Source organism: Pseudoduganella rivuli, assembly GCF_009674485.1.
GTDB lineage: Bacteria > Pseudomonadota > Gammaproteobacteria > Burkholderiales > Burkholderiaceae_D > Rugamonas > Rugamonas rivuli_B.
In genome coordinates, this window is sequence record NZ_WKJJ01000015.1 from 122290 (window position 1) to 139867 (window position 17578).

The 17578-nt window shown below is 60.9% G+C and carries 15 protein-coding genes; 4 read left to right on the forward strand and 11 right to left on the reverse strand.

Annotated elements, in window-relative coordinates; translation table 11 throughout:
* Nucleotides 1–6 precede the first annotated feature (6 nt).
* Nucleotides 7–948 (forward strand): carbohydrate kinase family protein, encoded by a 942-nt coding sequence (locus tag GJ700_RS22895; RefSeq protein WP_154378250.1) that lies wholly within the window; start codon nt 7–9, stop codon nt 946–948.
* A gap of 63 nt (nt 949–1011) precedes the next feature.
* On the opposite strand, the gene GJ700_RS22900 is transcribed toward GJ700_RS22895, so the two are convergent.
* Entirely contained in the window at nt 1012–1524 is a 513-nt protein-coding gene (locus tag GJ700_RS22900; protein ID WP_154378252.1) for a YggT family protein, read from the reverse strand.
* Nucleotides 1525–1641: 117 nt separating this feature from the next.
* Between GJ700_RS22900 and GJ700_RS22905 the strand changes: the two genes are divergently transcribed.
* Complete coding sequence (locus GJ700_RS22905) at nt 1642–2730, forward strand: hypothetical protein (RefSeq protein WP_154378254.1); 1089 nt, start codon at nt 1642–1644, stop codon at nt 2728–2730.
* Between the two features lie 771 nt (nt 2731–3501).
* On the opposite strand, the gene GJ700_RS22910 is transcribed toward GJ700_RS22905, so the two are convergent.
* The 10 genes from GJ700_RS22910 to GJ700_RS22955 form a co-directional block, all read right to left on the reverse strand.
* On the reverse strand, nt 3502–4605 hold the full coding sequence (locus GJ700_RS22910; RefSeq protein ID WP_154378256.1) for a ribonucleotide-diphosphate reductase subunit beta: 1104 nt from the start codon (nt 4603–4605) through the stop codon (nt 3502–3504).
* Between the two features lie 60 nt (nt 4606–4665).
* Entirely contained in the window at nt 4666–7569 is a 2904-nt protein-coding gene (locus GJ700_RS22915) for a ribonucleoside-diphosphate reductase subunit alpha (protein ID WP_154378258.1), read from the reverse strand.
* 285 nt (nt 7570–7854) lie between these two features.
* Nucleotides 7855–8463: a 1,6-anhydro-N-acetylmuramyl-L-alanine amidase AmpD gene (gene ampD / locus GJ700_RS22920; protein WP_371868082.1), complete on the reverse strand. Its 609-nt coding sequence runs from the start codon at nt 8461–8463 to the stop codon at nt 7855–7857.
* Complete coding sequence (locus GJ700_RS22925; RefSeq protein ID WP_154378260.1) at nt 8460–10019, reverse strand: sigma-54-dependent transcriptional regulator; 1560 nt, start codon at nt 10017–10019, stop codon at nt 8460–8462. Before GJ700_RS22925 ends, ampD begins: the two co-directional genes overlap by 4 nt.
* Entirely contained in the window at nt 10016–11704 is a 1689-nt protein-coding gene (locus GJ700_RS22930; protein ID WP_371868083.1) for a sensor histidine kinase, read from the reverse strand. Before GJ700_RS22930 ends, GJ700_RS22925 begins: the two co-directional genes overlap by 4 nt.
* Nucleotides 11705–11713: 9 nt before the next feature.
* Nucleotides 11714–11995 (reverse strand): PP0621 family protein, encoded by a 282-nt coding sequence (locus GJ700_RS22935; protein ID WP_154378262.1) that lies wholly within the window; start codon nt 11993–11995, stop codon nt 11714–11716.
* Nucleotides 11995–12792, reverse strand: a complete 798-nt coding sequence (locus tag GJ700_RS22940; protein ID WP_154378264.1) for a cytochrome C assembly family protein — start codon at nt 12790–12792, stop codon at nt 11995–11997. The genes GJ700_RS22935 and GJ700_RS22940 overlap by 1 nt, the downstream gene beginning before the upstream one ends.
* A 52-nt stretch (nt 12793–12844) precedes the next feature.
* Nucleotides 12845–13642, reverse strand: a complete 798-nt coding sequence (locus GJ700_RS22945; protein ID WP_154378266.1) for an ABC transporter ATP-binding protein — start codon at nt 13640–13642, stop codon at nt 12845–12847.
* Nucleotides 13642–14469: an ABC transporter permease gene (locus GJ700_RS22950; protein WP_154378268.1), complete on the reverse strand. Its 828-nt coding sequence runs from the start codon at nt 14467–14469 to the stop codon at nt 13642–13644. Before GJ700_RS22950 ends, GJ700_RS22945 begins: the two co-directional genes overlap by 1 nt.
* Before the next feature lie 9 nt (nt 14470–14478).
* Nucleotides 14479–15459 carry an ABC transporter substrate-binding protein gene (locus GJ700_RS22955; protein WP_195763984.1) on the reverse strand — a complete coding sequence of 327 codons (981 nt, stop codon included), beginning with the start codon at nt 15457–15459 and terminating at the stop codon, nt 14479–14481.
* A gap of 189 nt (nt 15460–15648) precedes the next feature.
* Between GJ700_RS22955 and ffh the strand changes: the two genes are divergently transcribed.
* Both ffh and GJ700_RS22965 read left to right on the forward strand, forming a co-directional pair.
* The gene (gene ffh, locus GJ700_RS22960) at nt 15649–17016 is read left to right on the forward strand and encodes a signal recognition particle protein (RefSeq protein WP_154378270.1); all 1368 of its coding nucleotides are present in this window, start codon (nt 15649–15651) and stop codon (nt 17014–17016) included.
* 160 nt (nt 17017–17176) lie between these two features.
* Complete coding sequence (locus GJ700_RS22965; RefSeq protein WP_154378272.1) at nt 17177–17542, forward strand: SWIB/MDM2 domain-containing protein; 366 nt, start codon at nt 17177–17179, stop codon at nt 17540–17542.
* Nucleotides 17543–17578: the final 36 nt, after the last annotated feature.

A 17578-nucleotide genomic window follows, 5' to 3' on the forward strand; every position in this document is an offset into this window, starting at 1 on the left:
CTCACTATGAACCAGACTTCCCTCATCTGCGGCTCGCTCGCGATCGACTACATCATGCAGCACGAAGGCCGCTTCGGCGACACCCTGCTGGCCGACCAGCTGCACAAGGTGAACGTGTCGTTCCTGGTGCCGACCATGCGTACCGAATACGGCGGCTGCGCCGGCAATATCGCCTACAACCTGAAATTGCTGGGCGGCGAAGGCCGCATCGTCGGCGTCATGGGCCAGGACAGCGGCCCTTACCTGGCGCGCCTGCAAAAGCTGGATATCTCGACCCACAATATCCTGATCAAGGGCGATGCGTACACGGCGCAATGCTTCGTCACGGCCGACATTGAAAACAACCAGATCAATGCCTTCCACCCGGGCGCCATGTCGTTTGCCCATGAAAATCCGGTCGCCAATGCGGGCCCGGCGAAAGTCGCGATCATCTCGCCGGACGGCCACCTGGGCATGCTGAAACACGCGGCCGACCTGGCTGACCTGAAAATCCCGTTCATGTTCGATCCGGGCCAGCAAATGCCGATGTTCAATGGCGAACAGTTGATCGACTTTATCAACAAAGCCACCTACGTCACCTGCAACGATTATGAAATCGAATTGCTGATGTCGAAGACCGGCCTGTCGCTGCCGGAAATCGCGTCGCGCCTGGAAGCGCTGATCGTCACGCGTGGCGACAAGGGTTCGGAAATCTATACCGACGGCAAGCGCATCGATATTCCGGCGGTGGAAGCGGAAGCCGTGCTGGATCCGACCGGCTGCGGCGACGCGTACCGCGCCGGCCTGCTGTACGGCATCACGCACGACCTGGGCTGGGAAACCACCGGCCGCCTGGCCAGCCTGCTGGGCGCCATCAAGATCGCCCACAAGGGCGGCCAGAACCATGTGCTGACCAAGGAACAGATCGGCGCGCGCTTTGAAGCGGCATTCGGCTTCAAATACGAATAAGCGGCGGCGCTGAAACGGCAAGGGCAGCTTTCGCTGCCCTTTTCTTTTTACCGTACCGTGTTTTTAGTGGCTGAACAGGATGGCCAGCACTTGCTGCGCAATCTGCAGCAGGATCAGCGCCACCAGCAGCGACAAGTCCAGGTTGCCCACCAGCGGCACCACGCGGCGGATGGGGCGCAGCAGCGGCTCGTTTAACGCCCGGATGAAGGGCGCCAGCGGCGCGTGCGGGTTGACCCAGCTGAAGATCGCTTCGATCACCAGCAGCGCCATAAAGCCGTACAGAATCCATTCGAGGAAACGCTGCAGCGCCATCAGCAACACCACTTGCCAGGACACGCCGGCGATAAACATGACGGACGTGGCAAGAAAGACGATCAGGAACGCGCCAATCAGGCTGGCCCAGTCAAAACCGCCGACGCCGGGAACGAGCCGGCGCAGCGGCCGGACCAGCCAATCCGATAATTGAAATGTGAATTGCGCCACGGAGGATGGCGGACGGACGCGAATGGCTTGCATCCAGAAACGCAGTAACAGCACCGCCCCCAATAAACCGGCGATGGTGTTAACAATCAGCATGACGATACTCAGCACAAAGTCCCTCCGATAATTAAAAAAGCCGCCGTGCGATTCTCTCACACAGCGGCCTTTGCCCATAGGGGAATCGGGTCCCCCTAATTAAATCAGGATGGGCGGGTGCTGGTCGGGAACGGCCAGGCGGCGGCCGGCGTCAGCACGGTTTTAGCGGCAGGAGCCGGTGCAGCAACAGCAGCTGGTTTCGCTTCTACTTTAGGCGCCTCAACTTTCGGAGCGGCGGCTTTTTTAGGGGCAGCTTTTTTAGCGGCTGGTTTGGCAGCGGCTGGTGCTGGTGCGGCGGCCGGTGCTGCAGCCGGTTTAGCCGCGGCTTTTTTTGCTGCTGGCTTCGCTACTGCTTTCTTGGCAGCGGGCTTGGCGGCAGGTTTAGCAGCGGCGGCTGGCTTGGCAGCGGCGGGTTTAGCGGCCGGTTTCGCGGCAGCTTTTTTAGCGGCAGGCTTGGCGGCTGGTTTCGCAGCGGCTTTCTTTGCAGCCGGTTTAGCGGCTGGTTTAGCAGCAGCTTTCTTGGCAGCTGGTTTAGCGGCTGGTTTGGCGGCAGCTTTTTTAGCAGCTGGTTTGGCGGCCGGCTTAGCAGCGGCTTTCTTGGCAGCCGGTTTGGCGGCTGGTTTAGCAGCGGCTTTCTTGGCAGCTGGTTTGGCTGCCGGTTTAGCGGCGGCTTTCTTGGCGGCTGGTTTGGCTGCCGGTTTAGCAGCGGCTTTCTTGGCAGCTGGTTTCGCTGCCGGCTTAGCAGCGGCTTTCTTCGCTGCTGGTTTTGCTGCCGGTTTAGCAGCGGCTTTCTTCGCTGCTGGTTTTGCTGCCGGCTTAGCGGCGGCTTTCTTCGCTGCTGGCTTGGCGGCTGGTTTTGCTGCTGCTTTCTTCGCTGCCGGCTTGGCGGCTGGCTTTGCTGCAGCGGCTTTCTTCGCTGCAGGTTTCGCTGCCGGTTTCGCGGCGGCTTTGGCGGCCGGTTTCGCAGCTGGTTTAGCGGCGGCGGCTTTCTTTGCTACTGGTTTGGTTGCGGTTGCTGCTTTCTTGGCAGCTGGAGCAGCTTTGTCTGCTGCTGGTTTCTTTGCTTTTGCTGTAGCCATTTTGGTCTCTCCTTCATCTAGAGATGAGAATTACGCACAAGATTTAAACCCGTCCGGCACACACGCCGGGCGAATTATTCATCGGCACAAACGCTGCGTTTGCGCTAATGAATTCGGCATCAGCTGAACTGCTGCAACTCCTCACGTTTGCAGCGCTTCAGCCATCGAGGCCGCCGTTCGCAATGTGCTGTCGGCGACCTGCTAAATCTTGTTCTTCGATTGCGTGAAATGCGGGCGTGTGCTCAGCTCCTGAATTTCACTTCATCCGACTTCACGGTTTTCCCTGTTTTACTTTTCAAAGAAAAAACCGCCCGGGCCTGATTCTATTCAGGCGAGGCGGTCAGGTAAAAACGTCGTGGTCTTGTGCATACTTGTGCGTGCTCTGTATCCCATATTGTTGATCGTTTTGCGGGTACATCTGGTTCAAAAAACCTTCTGTGATAATTCACGCAAATTCAAGTTCGTAAAGTACACGAAAACCTTATTAAAGCGCAACCTGCACGATACGATTTCGCATGCTTTTTTTAGGTATAAGCGCTGTAACGCACGATAGCAAGGTAAAACAGCATCTGAATTGGAAAAAAGAAGTGGCGCCTCATCGCACTTGAACCACTGTCCGCAGATACTCGCACCGCGCCGAATAGATCGCCGGCACCGCCGGCTGTAACGAGAAAGCCTTATGGAATAAGGCGCGCTTCAAAACTGCGGAATGCATTGCGCGTCCCGCGCAAATGAAACCCGGCACGCATTCACATGTGTAGCGCAAAGCGCCGCCGCATATCGATAGAAGCGCGGCGTCTGTTGCGCAAGTGCTGCATGCACGCAAAAGAAAAAGGCCCGACGATCACTCGTCGGGCCTTGCAGGCAATGCCGGTTTGCGCCGGTTTGCGCAGGATGATTAGTCCCAGTTCAGCGCGCCGCCGGTCTGGTACTCGGTCACGCGGGTCTCGAAGAAGTTACGCTCTTTCTTCAAGTCGATCATCTCGCTCATCCACGGGAATGGATTTTCCGGCTGGTCGAACAGCGTCTCCAGGCCGATCTGCGTGGCGCGGCGGTTGGCGATGAAGCGCAGGTAGCCTTTGAACATGGTGGCGTTCAGGCCCAGCACGCCGCGCGGCATGGTGTCTTCGGCGTAGCGGTATTCCAGTTCCACCGCTTCCAGGAACAGCGCCTTGATTTCTTCCTTGAAGGCGGCGGTCCACAGCTGCGGGTTTTCCATCTTGATCGTGTTGATCAGGTCGATGCCGAAATTGCAGTGCATGGATTCGTCGCGCAGGATGTACTGGTACTGCTCGGCGGCGCCCGTCATCTTGTTCTGGCGGCCCAGCGCCAGGATCTGCGTGAAGCCCACGTAGAAGAACAGGCCTTCCATCAGGCAGGCGAACACGATCAGGGATTTCAGCAGCTTCTGGTCCTGCTCCACGGTGCCGGTGGTGAAGGCCGGGTCGGTCAGCGTGTTGATGAACGGGATCAGGAATTCATCCTTGTCGCGGATCGATTTGACTTCGTGGTACGCGTTGAAGATTTCCTTTTCGTCCAGGCCCAGCGATTCAACGATGTACTGGTACGCGTGGGTGTGGATGGCTTCCTCGAACGCCTGGCGCAGCAGGTACTGGCGGCATTCCGGCGCCGTGATGTGGCGGTAGGTGCCCAGCACGATGTTGTTGGCGGCCAGCGAGTCGGCCGTCACGAAGAAGCCCAGATTGCGTTTCACCAGGCGGCGCTCGTCTTCCGACAGGCCATTCGGATTCTTCCACAGCTCGATGTCGCGCTGCATGTTCACTTCCTGCGGCATCCAGTGGTTGGCGCAGCCGGCAAGGTATTTATCCCAGGCCCACTTGTATTTGAACGGCACCAGCTGGTTGACGTCGGTTTTGCCGTTAATGATGCGCTTGTCGTCGGCATTCACGCGCATCGCGATCTGATCGGCGCTGGCTTCGGTAGCAGCGGCTTGAGGTTGGACAGGCGCGGCGGACGCGGCTTCATCATCCCAGGACAACATGATTTTCTTTTCCTTATATAGACAGAAGACCGCGCACGGGGCGCGGTCAAATTTAATTCATTACTGGCAAGCTTCGCATTCCTCGAAACCGTCGTCGCCCGGACGCAGGTAACATGCTGCGCCGTCCTGTACCTCGGCGGCTGGCGCCGCGGCCGGTACGGCTGGCGCGGCCGATGCGCCGGCATCGCCGCCCACCGCCACCGCGTTCAACGCGCCGGTTTTGGAGGTGGATTTTTCCATGTGCGACGCCGCGATGGTACGCAGGTAGTAGGTGGTTTTCAGGCCACGCAGCCACGCCAGCTTGTACGTTTCATCCAGTTTCTTGCCCGATGCGCCGGCCATGTAAATGTTCAGCGATTGCGCCTGGTCGATCCACTTCTGGCGGCGGGAAGCGGCTTCCACCAGCCAGCTTGGCTCCACTTCGAAGGCCGTCGCGTACAGGTCGCGCAAGTCTTGTGGCACGCGGTCGATCTTGGTCAGCGAACCGTCGAAGTACTTCAGGTCGGCGATCATCACTTCATCCCACAGGTCGCGCGCCTTCAGGTCGCGTACCAGGTAGGAGTTGATCTCGGTAAATTCACCGGACAGGTTCGACTTCACGTACAGGTTCTGGAACGTCGGCTCGATGCAAGCGGACACGCCGATGATGTTCGAAATCGTCGCGGTCGGGGCGATCGCCACGCAGTTCGAGTTGCGCATGCCGAACTGCTTGATGCGGTTGCGCACCACGGACCAGTCCATCGATTCAGCCTGGTCTTGCTCCAGGTAGCCGCCGCGCTCTTCGGCCAGCAGCTTGATGGAATCCTGCGGCAGGATGCCGCGGTCCCACAGCGAACCCTTGTACGAAGCGTATTGGCCACGCTCTTCGGCCAGCTCGGTCGACGCCAGGTAAGCGTAGTAGCACACCGCTTCCATCGACGTATCGGCAAACTGCACCGATTCCTGGGACGAGAACGGCACGCGCATCACGTGCAGGCAGTCCTGGAAGCCCATGATGCCCAGGCCGACCGGACGGTGGCGCATGTTGGCGTTGCGGGCCTTGTCGACAGCGTAATAGTTGATGTCGATCACGTTATCCAGCATGCGCATCGCGGTGCGGATGGTTTTCTGCAGCTTCACGTGGTCCAGCTTGCCCTCTTTCATGTGGGCCGGCAGGTTGACGGAACCCAGGTTGCAGACGGCGATTTCGTCCGGGCCGGTGTTCAGCGTGATTTCCGTGCACAGGTTCGAGCTGTGGACCACGCCCACGTGCGACTGCGGCGAACGGATGTTGCATGGGTCCTTGAACGTGATCCATGGGTGGCCGGTTTCAAACAGCATCGACAGCATCTTGCGCCACAGGTCCAGCGCCGCAATTTTCTTGAAGTTGCGCATTTCGCCGGCGGCAGCCTTGGCTTCGTAGCCGACATAGGCGGCTTCAAAGGCCTTGCCAACCTTGTCGTGCAGGTCAGGCGTTTCCGACGGCGAGAACAGCGTCCAGTCGCCTTTTTCCATCACGCGCTTCATGAACAGGTCGGGAATCCAGTTGGCCGTGTTCATGTCGTGGGTACGGCGGCGGTCGTCGCCGGTGTTCTTGCGCAGGTCCAGGAATTCTTCGATATCCAGGTGCCAGGTTTCCAGGTAGGCGCAGACCGCGCCCTTGCGCTTGCCGCCCTGGTTGACCGCCACCGCGGTGTCGTTGACGACTTTCAGGAAGGGCACGACGCCCTGCGATTTGCCGTTGGTGCCCTTGATGTGGGCGCCCAGCGCGCGCACCGGGGTCCAGTCGTTGCCCAGGCCGCCGGCGAACTTGGCCAGCAGGGCGTTTTCCTTGATCGCGTCGTAAATGCCTTCCAGGTCGTCCGACACGGTGGTCAGGTAGCACGACGACAACTGCGAACGCAGGGTGCCCGAGTTGAACAGGGTCGGCGTCGACGACATGAAGTCGAAGGTCGACAGCAGGTTGTAGAACTCGATGGCGCGCGCTTCGCGGTTGCTTTCATTCAGGGCCAGGCCCATCGCGACACGCATGTAGAACGCTTGCGGCATTTCGATACGAATATCGCGTACGTGCAGGAAGTAGCGGTCGTACAGGGTTTGCAGGCCGATGTAACCGAACTGCAGGTCGCGGTCCGCCACCAGCGCCTTGGCCAGCTTGGCCAGGTCGAACTTGGCCAGTTCGGCGTCCAGCAATTCCGCTTCGATACCTTTGGCGATGTATTTCGGGAAGTACTCGATGTATTCCGCGGCCGCCTTGGCTTGCGCCACTTCCTTGCCGAACACTTCCTTGCGGATCGTGTGCAGCAGGATGCGGGCCGTCACTTGCGAGTAGGCCGGATCTTTTTCCATCAGCGCACGGGCAGCCAGGATGGCGGACTTGTGCAATTCTTCGACCGGTACGCCGTCGTACAGGTTTTTCACGGTTTCCGCCAGGATGGCGTCCGCATCGACGTGCTTTTCCAGGCCGGAGCAGGCGGCGTTGATCAGGTCGCGCACTTCCTGCATCACCAGCGGACGGCGTTCGCCGTTTTCCGTCACGTGCAGTTGCGGTTCGTCGATGGCGGTGGCGCCGGCCGCTTCTTTCTTCAGGCGGCGTTCTTCCATATGCTTGGCGCGGTACAGCACGTAGGCGCGGGCCACGTCATGCTGGCCGGAGCGCATCAGCGCCAGTTCCACCTGGTCTTGCACGTCTTCGATATGGAAGGTGCCGCCCGATGGCTGGCGGCGCACCAGTGCGGCCACCACATTGCGGGTCAACTCTTCAACGATTTCACGGACGCTGGCCGACGCCGCGCTCTGGCCGCCCTGCACTGCCAGGAAAGCCTTGGTCATGGCAACGGCAATTTTCGAGGGCTCGAACGCCACCACGGCGCCATTGCGCCGGATGATACGGTAGTCGCCCAGGGCGCCTGCGACGGGCGCCAGGGTGGCGCCTGCCGGCGCTGCCGGCTGAACGGAAACGTCAGAAGAGTGAATAGATTGCATTGAAGCTCCTGATTAAGACTGCATGGCCGCTTATCGCGTGTTACTAACGGACAAAATGAAGCGGCCAGACGAAAAGCTTCAGCTGGCTAAGCATCATTTTGTGGGATTTTCTCTGTCGTTGCCCTAAAGCCAGCTTTAAGTAATCGACAATAGTTAAGACAACTGTTTGCACTAAATCTAGTGCGTCGTACAACTGTTGGCACTAATTGTAGTGACGGCGCCGGGACCCGGCAAGCGCTAAATTTCTACCGGATAGCCATTTTTTTATTGACATTTGGCGATGCCCTAAACAGCAGGCGTTACCCGGTGAGCAAGCACTAACGCATCATTTCCGGCTGCCTGTTCTTTCAGCAGGCGCTCCAGCAATGTCCAGTCGAAGCATGGTCCCGGATCCGTCTTGCGGCCCGGCGCCACGTGCTCATGGCCCATTATCCAGCGCAACGGGTAGCGATTCTGCAATGCCTGGGCCAGTTGCGCCAGCACTTCATATTGCTCTGACGAAAAAGCAACATTGTCAGTTCCCTCCATCTCGACACCGATGGAAAAATCATTGCAATTGGCCCGCCCCTGGAATTGCGACACGCCCGCATGCCACGCCCTGTCGTTGCAAGAAACATATTGCACCAGGCGTCCGTCGCGCCGTACAAAAAAGTGTGCCGACACTTGCACGCCGCGCAAGTCCGCAAACGACGGGTCAGCATTATAGTCTACCCGGCCGGTAAACAGGTCCGACACGTGGGGGCCGCCAAACCGGCCGGCGGGCAAACTGATGTTGTGCACCACCAGTAACTCGATGGACGCGCTGTCCGGGCGCGCGTTGCAATGCGGCGAATCATAGCGGAACGCGCCGTCGCACCAGCCGTCTGCATTAATAAAGTATGTCGCAGGGTTCACGAATCCGGTTCCTGGATATTCAGTTTTTGCATCTGGTACCGCAACTGGCGGAAACTGATGCCCAGCAGGCTGGCGGCCTGGGTGCGGTTATATTGGGTTTGCGCCAGCGCACGCTGGATAATTTCCCGCTCCACCATCGCCAGATATTCCGGCAGGTTGCTGGGCAATATATCCAGCGGCGGCAATGGCGGCATATTCTGCACCGCCGGCGGACTATCCGCGGCGGCAAGCGCCGGCGCGGGCGCCGCTATATTCACGGCGCTATTGAAAGTATTAGCACCCTCATGGGCGGACGTAATGGCGGCGGCAGCCGCTTCCGGCGCCCTGGCCCAGGCCGGCGATTCGATCCCTTCCAATTCCGGCGGCGGCAGATAACCGGGCGGCGTATCGGCCAGGCGTGCGCCTTTTAATGCCAGGTCGCGCACTTCAATCACGCCATCGTTGGCAAATGCCAGCGCCCGCTCCAGGATATTTTCCAGTTCCCGCACATTACCGGGGAAGGAATAACTGCGCAGCGTTTCCAGCACGCCGGGTCCCAGCCGCACTTTTTGATCAAACGTGCCAAGCCGCTCGAGGATGGCGTCGGTCAATACTTCCAGGTCGTCGAGCCGGTCGCGCAACGGCGGCAGCGCCAGTTCGATCACGTTCAGGCGGTAAAACAAGTCTTGCCGGAAATGCCCCTCGTCCACCAGCTTTTCCAGGTTTTTATGGGTGGCGCTGATGATGCGCACGTCGACCGGCTCTTCCACCGTGGCGCCGATCTTGCGCACGCGCCGCTCCTGAATCGCGCGCAACAGCTTCACCTGCATCGGCAACGGCAAATCCGCCACCTCGTCCAGCATCAGCGTGCCGCCATTGGCGGCCTGGAAAAAGCCATCCCGCTCGTCCTGGGCGCCGGTGAACGCGCCCTTGCGGTAGCCAAAGAATTCCGCTTCCATCAGCGCTTCGGGGATCGCGCCGCAGTTCACCGCGATGAAAGGCTTGGCCGAGCGCGAGCCCTGTGCATGTACTTCGCGCGCCGCCAGTTCCTTGCCGCTGCCCGATTCGCCCGTGATGGCGATCGGCGCCATCGACCGGGCCAGCCGCGCAATCTGTGCGCGCAGCGCCTGGATCACGGCCGATTCGCCCCGCAGCCGGCTGGGCGCCTTGGGTGCGCTGCTCGATTCAGACGGCGGCGCGTTCAGGCGCAGCGCCGATTGCACCATCATGCGCAACTGGTCCAGCGCCACCGGCTTGCTGATGTAATCGAAGGCGCCCGCTTTCAGCGCCACCACCGCATTGTCCGTGCTGCCATAGGCGGTCACCACGGCGATCGGCGTGTTGCGGAACGCGGCCGACACTTCGCGCACCAGTTCCAACCCCAGTCCGTCCGGCAGGCGCATGTCCGTCAGTACCAGCGCATAGTCATGCTGCGCCAGCAAGGACCGGGCCTGTGCCAGGTTTTCCGCGCTGTCCACGTCCAGCCCCATTTTCAGCAACGTGATTTCCAGCAGTTCGCGCAGGTCGGCCTCGTCGTCGACGACCAGCACGCGGGGGGAACTGCGGGTAGTATTCATTCAAGGCCTTTGGCTGCGCCGGCAAACGTGATGACAAAGCGGCCGCTGGACTTGCGGCTGCCATCGGCATGTTGCTCGGAATCGAAACGGTATTCATAGTCCAGCATGGCTTCGTTATTCAAGCACAATTCGCGGGCCAGATACAGGCCCAGCCCCGTGCCCTTGCTGGACGTGGTGTAAAACGGTTCAAACAAATGGGCCCGCACTTCCGGAGAAATGCCGGGGCCGTCATCCTGCACGTGCAACTCCATGCGCCGCATGCGGTCCGTCACGACAAACAGCCGGATGCTGGCCGGTCCGGCGCTGGCATAGCGCACCGCGTTGTTCAGCAGGTTCAGGAGCACTTCCCGCAAATGCAGCGGGTCGAAACGCACCACGGCCTTCTTCGCAGGCTGCAAATCAATGATATCGGCCGCCAGTCCATGGGTTTCTTCGAATTCCGCCACCAGTTCGGACAGGAAGCCGTCCAGCGCCAGCGGTTCGCAATGCGGCTGCACTTTGCGCGACAGTTGCAGGATGTCTTCCACCATGCGGTTCACGCGCGCCACGTTGTCGCCGATGATTTTCAACAGCCGCACGTGCACGGGCGCCGTCAAATCCTCCGTCAGCAGCGATGTCGCGTGGCCGATCGCCGACAGCGGGTTGCGCACTTCGTGGGCGATGCTGGCCGTCAGGCGGCCCATCGACGCCAGCTTCAATTCCTGCGCCTGGTTTTCAATGGCCGTCACGTCTTGCAGGAAAATCACGCTGCGCTCCACGTCCAGCCCTTCCGTGTCGACCGCCGCGAAACGCACTTTCAAATGCGACACCATGTCGCGCCGCGCGCTCCATGCCGCCGTGACTTCCTGCAGCGCCGGATCCGTGTACGGCTTGATGGTGACAAAGGCGGTGGCCAGGCTGCGGTCGGCGTGCCAGTCGTCGTAAGCCTGGGCAATCGGCAACAGCGAAGGCAGGCCGGACAGGGGTGTGGTCAAATCAAATCCCGCCAGGCCCAGCATCTGCTGCGCGGCGGGATTGCCGGCATAGACTTCGCCGCGTGGTCCCACCACCACGATGCCATCGCTCATGTGCGACATCACCAGCCGGTTGACGGCCTGCTGCACGCTGATCTCCACGCCGCGCCGCACCGCCAGCTCTTCCTGGCCGATCAGTTTGGCCGCCATGCGGTTGACCAGCACCACGGCCGACAGGAACGATGCGCCAAACAGGCCCGATTGCAGCAGCGTGGGTTCGCCATCGGTCCACACTTGCCAGATGCTGGCGCCCAGCATGAACAGCGCCACCAGCGATGCGGAAAACAGCGCCAGCACCAATGGCGCCAGGATCGCCATGCCGGCCAGCGGGAACAGGTACAGGATGGCCAGTCCGCTGCGCACGCCGCCCGCGCCTATATATAAGAGGGAAATAATGGCCAGGTCACAGGCGATCTGCGTCAGCAGCTGCAACAGGAAACGCCGGCGCAGATACGTGGTCACCAGCACGAACCCCACGGCCAGCAGCAGATAGCCCAGGCATGCCTGCAAGTACACCGAATGCCCCGCCAGCAGCGGCACGCCGCGCGCGTCGAGGCTCTGGTAAATCAGCAGCACGATGGCGATCACCACCCGCGTGCCGTTCAAAGCATCCAGCGAACGCCAGAAGGTGGCGCGCGATTCGCTGGTCAGGGAATGCAGGCGCGCAACCACGTGACAGGCTTATTGGGGCGACAGCTGGGCATGGGCGGCGCTGCAGTAATCGCGGCCGCCGGCCGGCACATTTTCAGAAGCGGGGAAATACACGCCGCAGTGGGCGCAGCACAGCATGGTTTCCGCATTGGCGGCCGCTTCCGCGCGGGCGCGGTTGGGCTGCGGACGGATTTGCTCGCGCTGCTCGGGTTGTTCCATCTGCTGGTGGCGCTTGGCCGCCTGCCGCAACTTCGAGCGGACTGCCGCCACCACCAGACAGGCCAACGCGATCCAGAACAACAAACGCGACATCAGACGACTCCCCTATGTAACACAACTTCCAGGACAAAGCGGCTGCCGACATAGGCCAGCAGCAAGGTGGCGAATCCCGCCAGCGTAAAGCTCAGCGCAGTCTTGCCACGCCAGCCGCGGAAATGGCGGCCCGCCAGCAGCGCGGCAAACAGCAGCCACGACAGCAAGGTGAAGACGGACTTGTGGTCCCACTTGAGCGCCTTGCCAAACAACTCTTCGGAAAACACGATGCCCGACAGCACCGTCATCGACAATAACAGGAAACCCAGCGCGATCATACGGAACAGCAGTTTTTCCATCGTCAGCAGCGCGGGCAACTGGTCCAGCGCCGACGACAGGAAGCCGCCCCCCTCGCCGCGCGTGTGCAGCCGCGATTCCTGCAGCGCCATCAGCACGGCGTGGAAGGCGGCAATGGTCAGCGTGCTGTAGGCCAGCGTGGCAATCGCAATATGCCAGCCCAGCATGGCCGTCCCCAGCGGCACCAGCGCGCCCGGGAACACGCCCTGCAGCGCCACGGCCACGGCGGCGGTCGGCATGACGAGGCGGCGCAAGCCGTCCAGCGAGAAATTACGGTTTTCCAGCCAGTACGCGCCGACGGAAATCCACAGCGCGGACGACAGCATGGTGGCAAAACCGATGCGCAAGAAACCCGGGGTCAGCACGCCCAGCCACAGGCTGGCGCCATGCAGCAGCCAGGCCACGGCGGTTGCGGAAGAAATGGCCGTCGCCTGCCGCGACGGCAGGACAGCGCAGACAACATACAGCAGCGTCGCTGCAATCAGGAAAATGGTTTGCATAAGGGTTTAGTTTACCATCGGCTGCCCGCTCAGGTGGGGGCAGCTTCCGGTATCAGTCGACCGCCGCCATGCGCAATTCATCGTTATGGTGGCGTTGTTGCTCTTCCATCACCAGCATGCCCAGCTCGCGCTTGAGGTCATTGAATGCCGGGGCGGCCGGATCGCGCGGGCGGGGCAGCGTCACCAGCGAATCGCGCTTGACGGTGCCGGGACGGTACGTCATGACGACGATACGGTCCGCCAGGTAAATCGCTTCCTCGATACTGTGGGTGACGAAAATGATGGTTTTCTTGAGCTCCGCCCAGAGGCGCAGCAACTCGTCCTGCAAGTTGCGCCGCGTCAGCGCATCGAGGGCGCCGAACGGTTCATCCATCAGCATGATCGGCGAATCGAGCGCCAGCACGCGGGCAATCGCCACCCGCTGGCGCATGCCGCCCGATAAGTCTTTCGGATAGCGGTGGCGGAAGTCGTGCAGCGACAGCATGGTCAGCAGGCGCGCCACCGTGGCGGCGATGTCCGCTTTGGCCATGCCCTTGATTTCCAGGCCGAAGGCGACGTTTTCTTCCACCGTCATCCACGGGAACAGCGCATATTCCTGGAACACCATGCCGCGCTCCGGCCCCGGCGCTTCGACCACCTTGCCGTCCGCCACGATGCGGCCGCTGGTGGGCGGCGCAAAGCCGGCGATGGCGTTCAACAGGGTGGACTTGCCGCAGCCCGATGGCCCCAGCAGGCAGACGAACTGGCCGCGGGGAATCTCCAGCTGGATATCCTGCAACGCGACCACATCGCGCTCGGCGGTCTTGAACACCTTGTTCACACGTTCAATCTGGATGTGCGTGTCACTCATCAATGCTCCAGTCCCCGGTGCCAGCGCAGCAGGTAATTATTCAGGCGGTTCATGGCCACGTCGATGGCCAGTCCGAGCAAGCCGATCGTGATCATGCCGGCGATGATCTTGTCCGACCAAAAGTATTCGCGCGCTTCCAGGATACGGAAGCCCAGGCCATTGTTCACGGCGATCATTTCCGACACGATCACCACGATGAAGGCGGTACCGATGCCGATCCGCACGCCGGACAGGATGTACGGCACGGCGGCCGGCAGCATCACGCGCACGAACAGCGTGGTCCCGGACGCGCCGAGGTTGCGCGCCGCTCTGATATAAATACCGTCGACCTGGCGCACGCCGGCGATGGTATTCATCAGCACGGGGAAAAACGCGCCCAGTGAAATCAGGAACACGGCCGGCGGATTGCCCAGGCCGAACCACAGGATCGACAGCGGGATATAGGCAATGGGGGGAATCGGCCGCAGCAATTGCACCAGCGGGTTCATCCACGCATAGACGCGGGGGCTGGCCCCCATGAGCAAGCCCAGCGGCAGCGCCAGCCCGGCGCCGATGACAAAGCCCACGCCCACGCGGTACATGCTGCCCATGGCGTCATGGATCAACTCGCCCGAGAAGGCCCAGGCCAGCCAGCTGCCCTGCTCCGCCACATACGGTTGCAGCGGCAACAGGTAGGCAATCCACTTTTCCACCACGGCCAGCGGCGCCGGCAATACTTGCGGATTGACCCAGCCATTCATCGCCACCACTTGCCAGATGGCGATGGCCACGGCCGGCACCACCATGCCGACACCCGCCTCTTTCCACGTCTTGCGCCATTTGCCCATGACTCTCCCTTATTTGACGCCCAGGCTCTTTTTCGCCCCGTCCAGCAAGTCGGTCTTGACCCACTCTTTCGCCACCGGCGGACGCGCCATGCGGCCCACGCCGGTTTTCACCATCACGTCCGTGGTGACCTGGATGTGGTCCGGCGTGATGTCATACGAATACGGCGAATTGCTGATCGCATCCTGGAAATCGTCGCTGGTGATCTGGCCCTTGAACACGACTTCGCGCACGTATTTTTCCGCCGTCGCGGGCTGGTCGATAAAAGTCTTGGTGGCTTCCACGAAACAGCGCATGAACTTTTCCGCCACCGGGCGCTTCTCTTTGTAGAACTTTTCCGTCATCACCATGGTCCGGATCGGCTCGCCGATCGGCGTGTCGTACGGCTTCAGCATTTCCGCGCCAAAACCCTTGTTGATGGCTTGCGACGATTGCGGTTCCGACTGCATCATGGCGTCGATGTTCTTGCCCAGCAGCGCCTGGTTCAAGTCCGCGTACGCCAGGAACACCAGTTGCACATCCTTGCCCGGCTGGTCCGACGCGGTCAGGCCCGCCTGCTGCAATTCCGCCAGCAGCAGGACTTCCTGGATGCCGCCCCGCGTCACGCCGACTTTCTTGCCCTTCAAATCCTTCAGCGACTTCATTTTCAGGTCGGACCGTCCCACCAGCCGCGCCCCGCCCTTGGCAAAGCCGGCCACCACGTAGATCGGCGCGCCGCCCGCGCGGCCGGAAATCGCCGCTTCCGACGCCGTGGTGCCGACATCGAGTTCGCCGGCAATGATGGCCTGCATCACGTCCAGCCCCTTGGCGAACATGTGCTCTTCCACCTTGATGCCGCACTTGGGCGCGATCTCCTTGATGTACGACACCGCGCCGTAATGCGCGAATTTCAGGTTACCCAGGCGGACCACGTCCTGCGCCTGTGCCGGCGCCAGAACGGCCGCCGCCAGCGCTGCCGCCACCATTGTTTTTACGAACGCTGTTTTCTTCATTGCTTCGTGTCTCCCAGGAATAGTCAACCAGCCAAATCAGATTGTGAACAGATCATACCAAGCACTAATAGATATAAAGCAAGGAAATCAAAAAAACATCGCCAGCGTAGTCACACCGGGGGACAGGGGCGCAGAGGGATTAAGGTAGAATGGCGGCATTTTGCACCCTCTATATATAGTAGGCCTTACATGCTAGACAATCTGACTCAACGCCTTGCCAAAGTCGTCAAGACCATGCGCGGCGAGGCGCGCCTGACCGAAGCCAACACGGCGGAAATGCTGCGCGAAGTGCGCATGGCGCTGCTGGAGGCGGACGTCGCCCTGCCGGCGGTGCGGGAATTCATTGCCAAGGTCAAGGAAAAGGCGATGGGCGAGGAAGTGATTTCCTCGCTGACGCCGGGCCAGGCGCTGGTCGGCGTGGTGCAGCGCGAAATGGCGGCCCTGATGGGCGCCGACCTGGGGCCGGAAGCCACCCAGTTGAGCTTTGCCCAGCAGCCGCCCGCCATCATCCTGATGGCCGGCCTGCAAGGTGTGGGTAAAACCACCACCGTCGGCAAGCTGGCCAAGTACCTGAAGGAAGAAAAGAAAAAGAAAGTGCTGACCGTGTCGGCCGACGTTTACCGTCCCGCCGCGATCGCCCAGCTGAAAACCGTGTCCGGCCAGGCCGGCGCCGATTTCTTCCCGTCCACGCCGCAGGACAAGCCAGTCGACATCGCGCTGGCCGCGCTGGACTGGGCGAAAAAGCATTACCACGACGTGCTGATCGTCGACACCGCGGGCCGCCTCGGTATCGATGAAGAAATGATGAAAGAGATCGCCGCCGTGCACGGCGCGATCAAGCCGATTGAAACCCTGTTCGTGGTCGACGCCATGCTGGGCCAGGATGCCATCAACACGGCCAAGGCGTTCAACGATGCGCTGCCGCTGACCGGTATCGTGCTGACCAAGCTCGATGGCGATTCGCGCGGCGGTGCGGCGCTGTCGGTGCGCCACGTAACGGGCAAGCCGATCAAGTTTGCAGGCGTGTCGGAAAAGCTGGACGGCCTGGAAGCGTTCGACCCGAGCCGCATGGCCAGCCGCGTGCTGGGCATGGGCGACATCATGGCGCTGGTGGAAGAGGCGCGCAAAGGCGTCGACGCCAAGGCGGCGGCCGACCTGGCGGCCAAGGTCAAGTCGGGCGGCAAGTTCGACATGAATGACTTCAAGGCGCAGCTGGGCCAGATGAAGAAAATGGGCGGCATGGCCAGCCTGGTCGACAAACTGCCGGCGCAGTTCCAGCAAGCGGCCGGCGGCGCCAACATGGACCAGGCCGACAAGCAGGTACGCCGCATGGTCGGCATCATCGACTCGATGACGCCGGCCGAACGCGCCAAGCCGGACTTGATCAAGGCCAACCGCAAACGCCGCATCGCGGCCGGCGCGGGCGTGCAGGTGCAGGAAGTGAACCGCATGCTGAACCAGTTCGAGCAAATGCAGACCATGATGAAAAAACTGTCCGGCGGCGGCATGATGAAGATGATGCGCGCCATGAAGGGCATGATGCCGGGTATGCGTTAAGTCCCCTATGGCGGCGCATGGTTTCCACAGTGTCGGACTTTTCCGTATCGTTTCCGTGAAAAAACACGAAAAACACTTGCATACTGGGCAAATCCCCACCAATATTAGCCGTGCGATTGAATTGCGCAACTATTTCAGTGTTCGTTAAGGAGGCTCGAATATGGCAACAGCCAAGAAAACCCCAGCAGCACCAGCAAAAAAAGCGGCGGCGGCCAAGCCTGCAGCCAAGAAAGCGGCACCAGCGGCAAAACCTGCAGCCAAGGCAGCGCCAGCGCGCAAGCCCAACGCAGCCTTCATGAAAGAAATGAAGCCATCGGCAACGCTGGCTCCCGTGGTGGGCGCCAACCCACTGCCTCGCACTGAAGTCACCAAGAAAGTCTGGGACTACATCAAAAAGCACAACCTGCAAGACGCGGCCAACCGCCGCATGATCAATGCGGACGACAAGCTGAAAGCCGTCTTCGGCGGCAAGGCGCAAGTGTCGATGTTCGAGATGACCAAGCTGATCTCCGATCACCTGAGCTGAACGCGGCGCGTTGCGCAACGCACGCGAAAAGCCCCG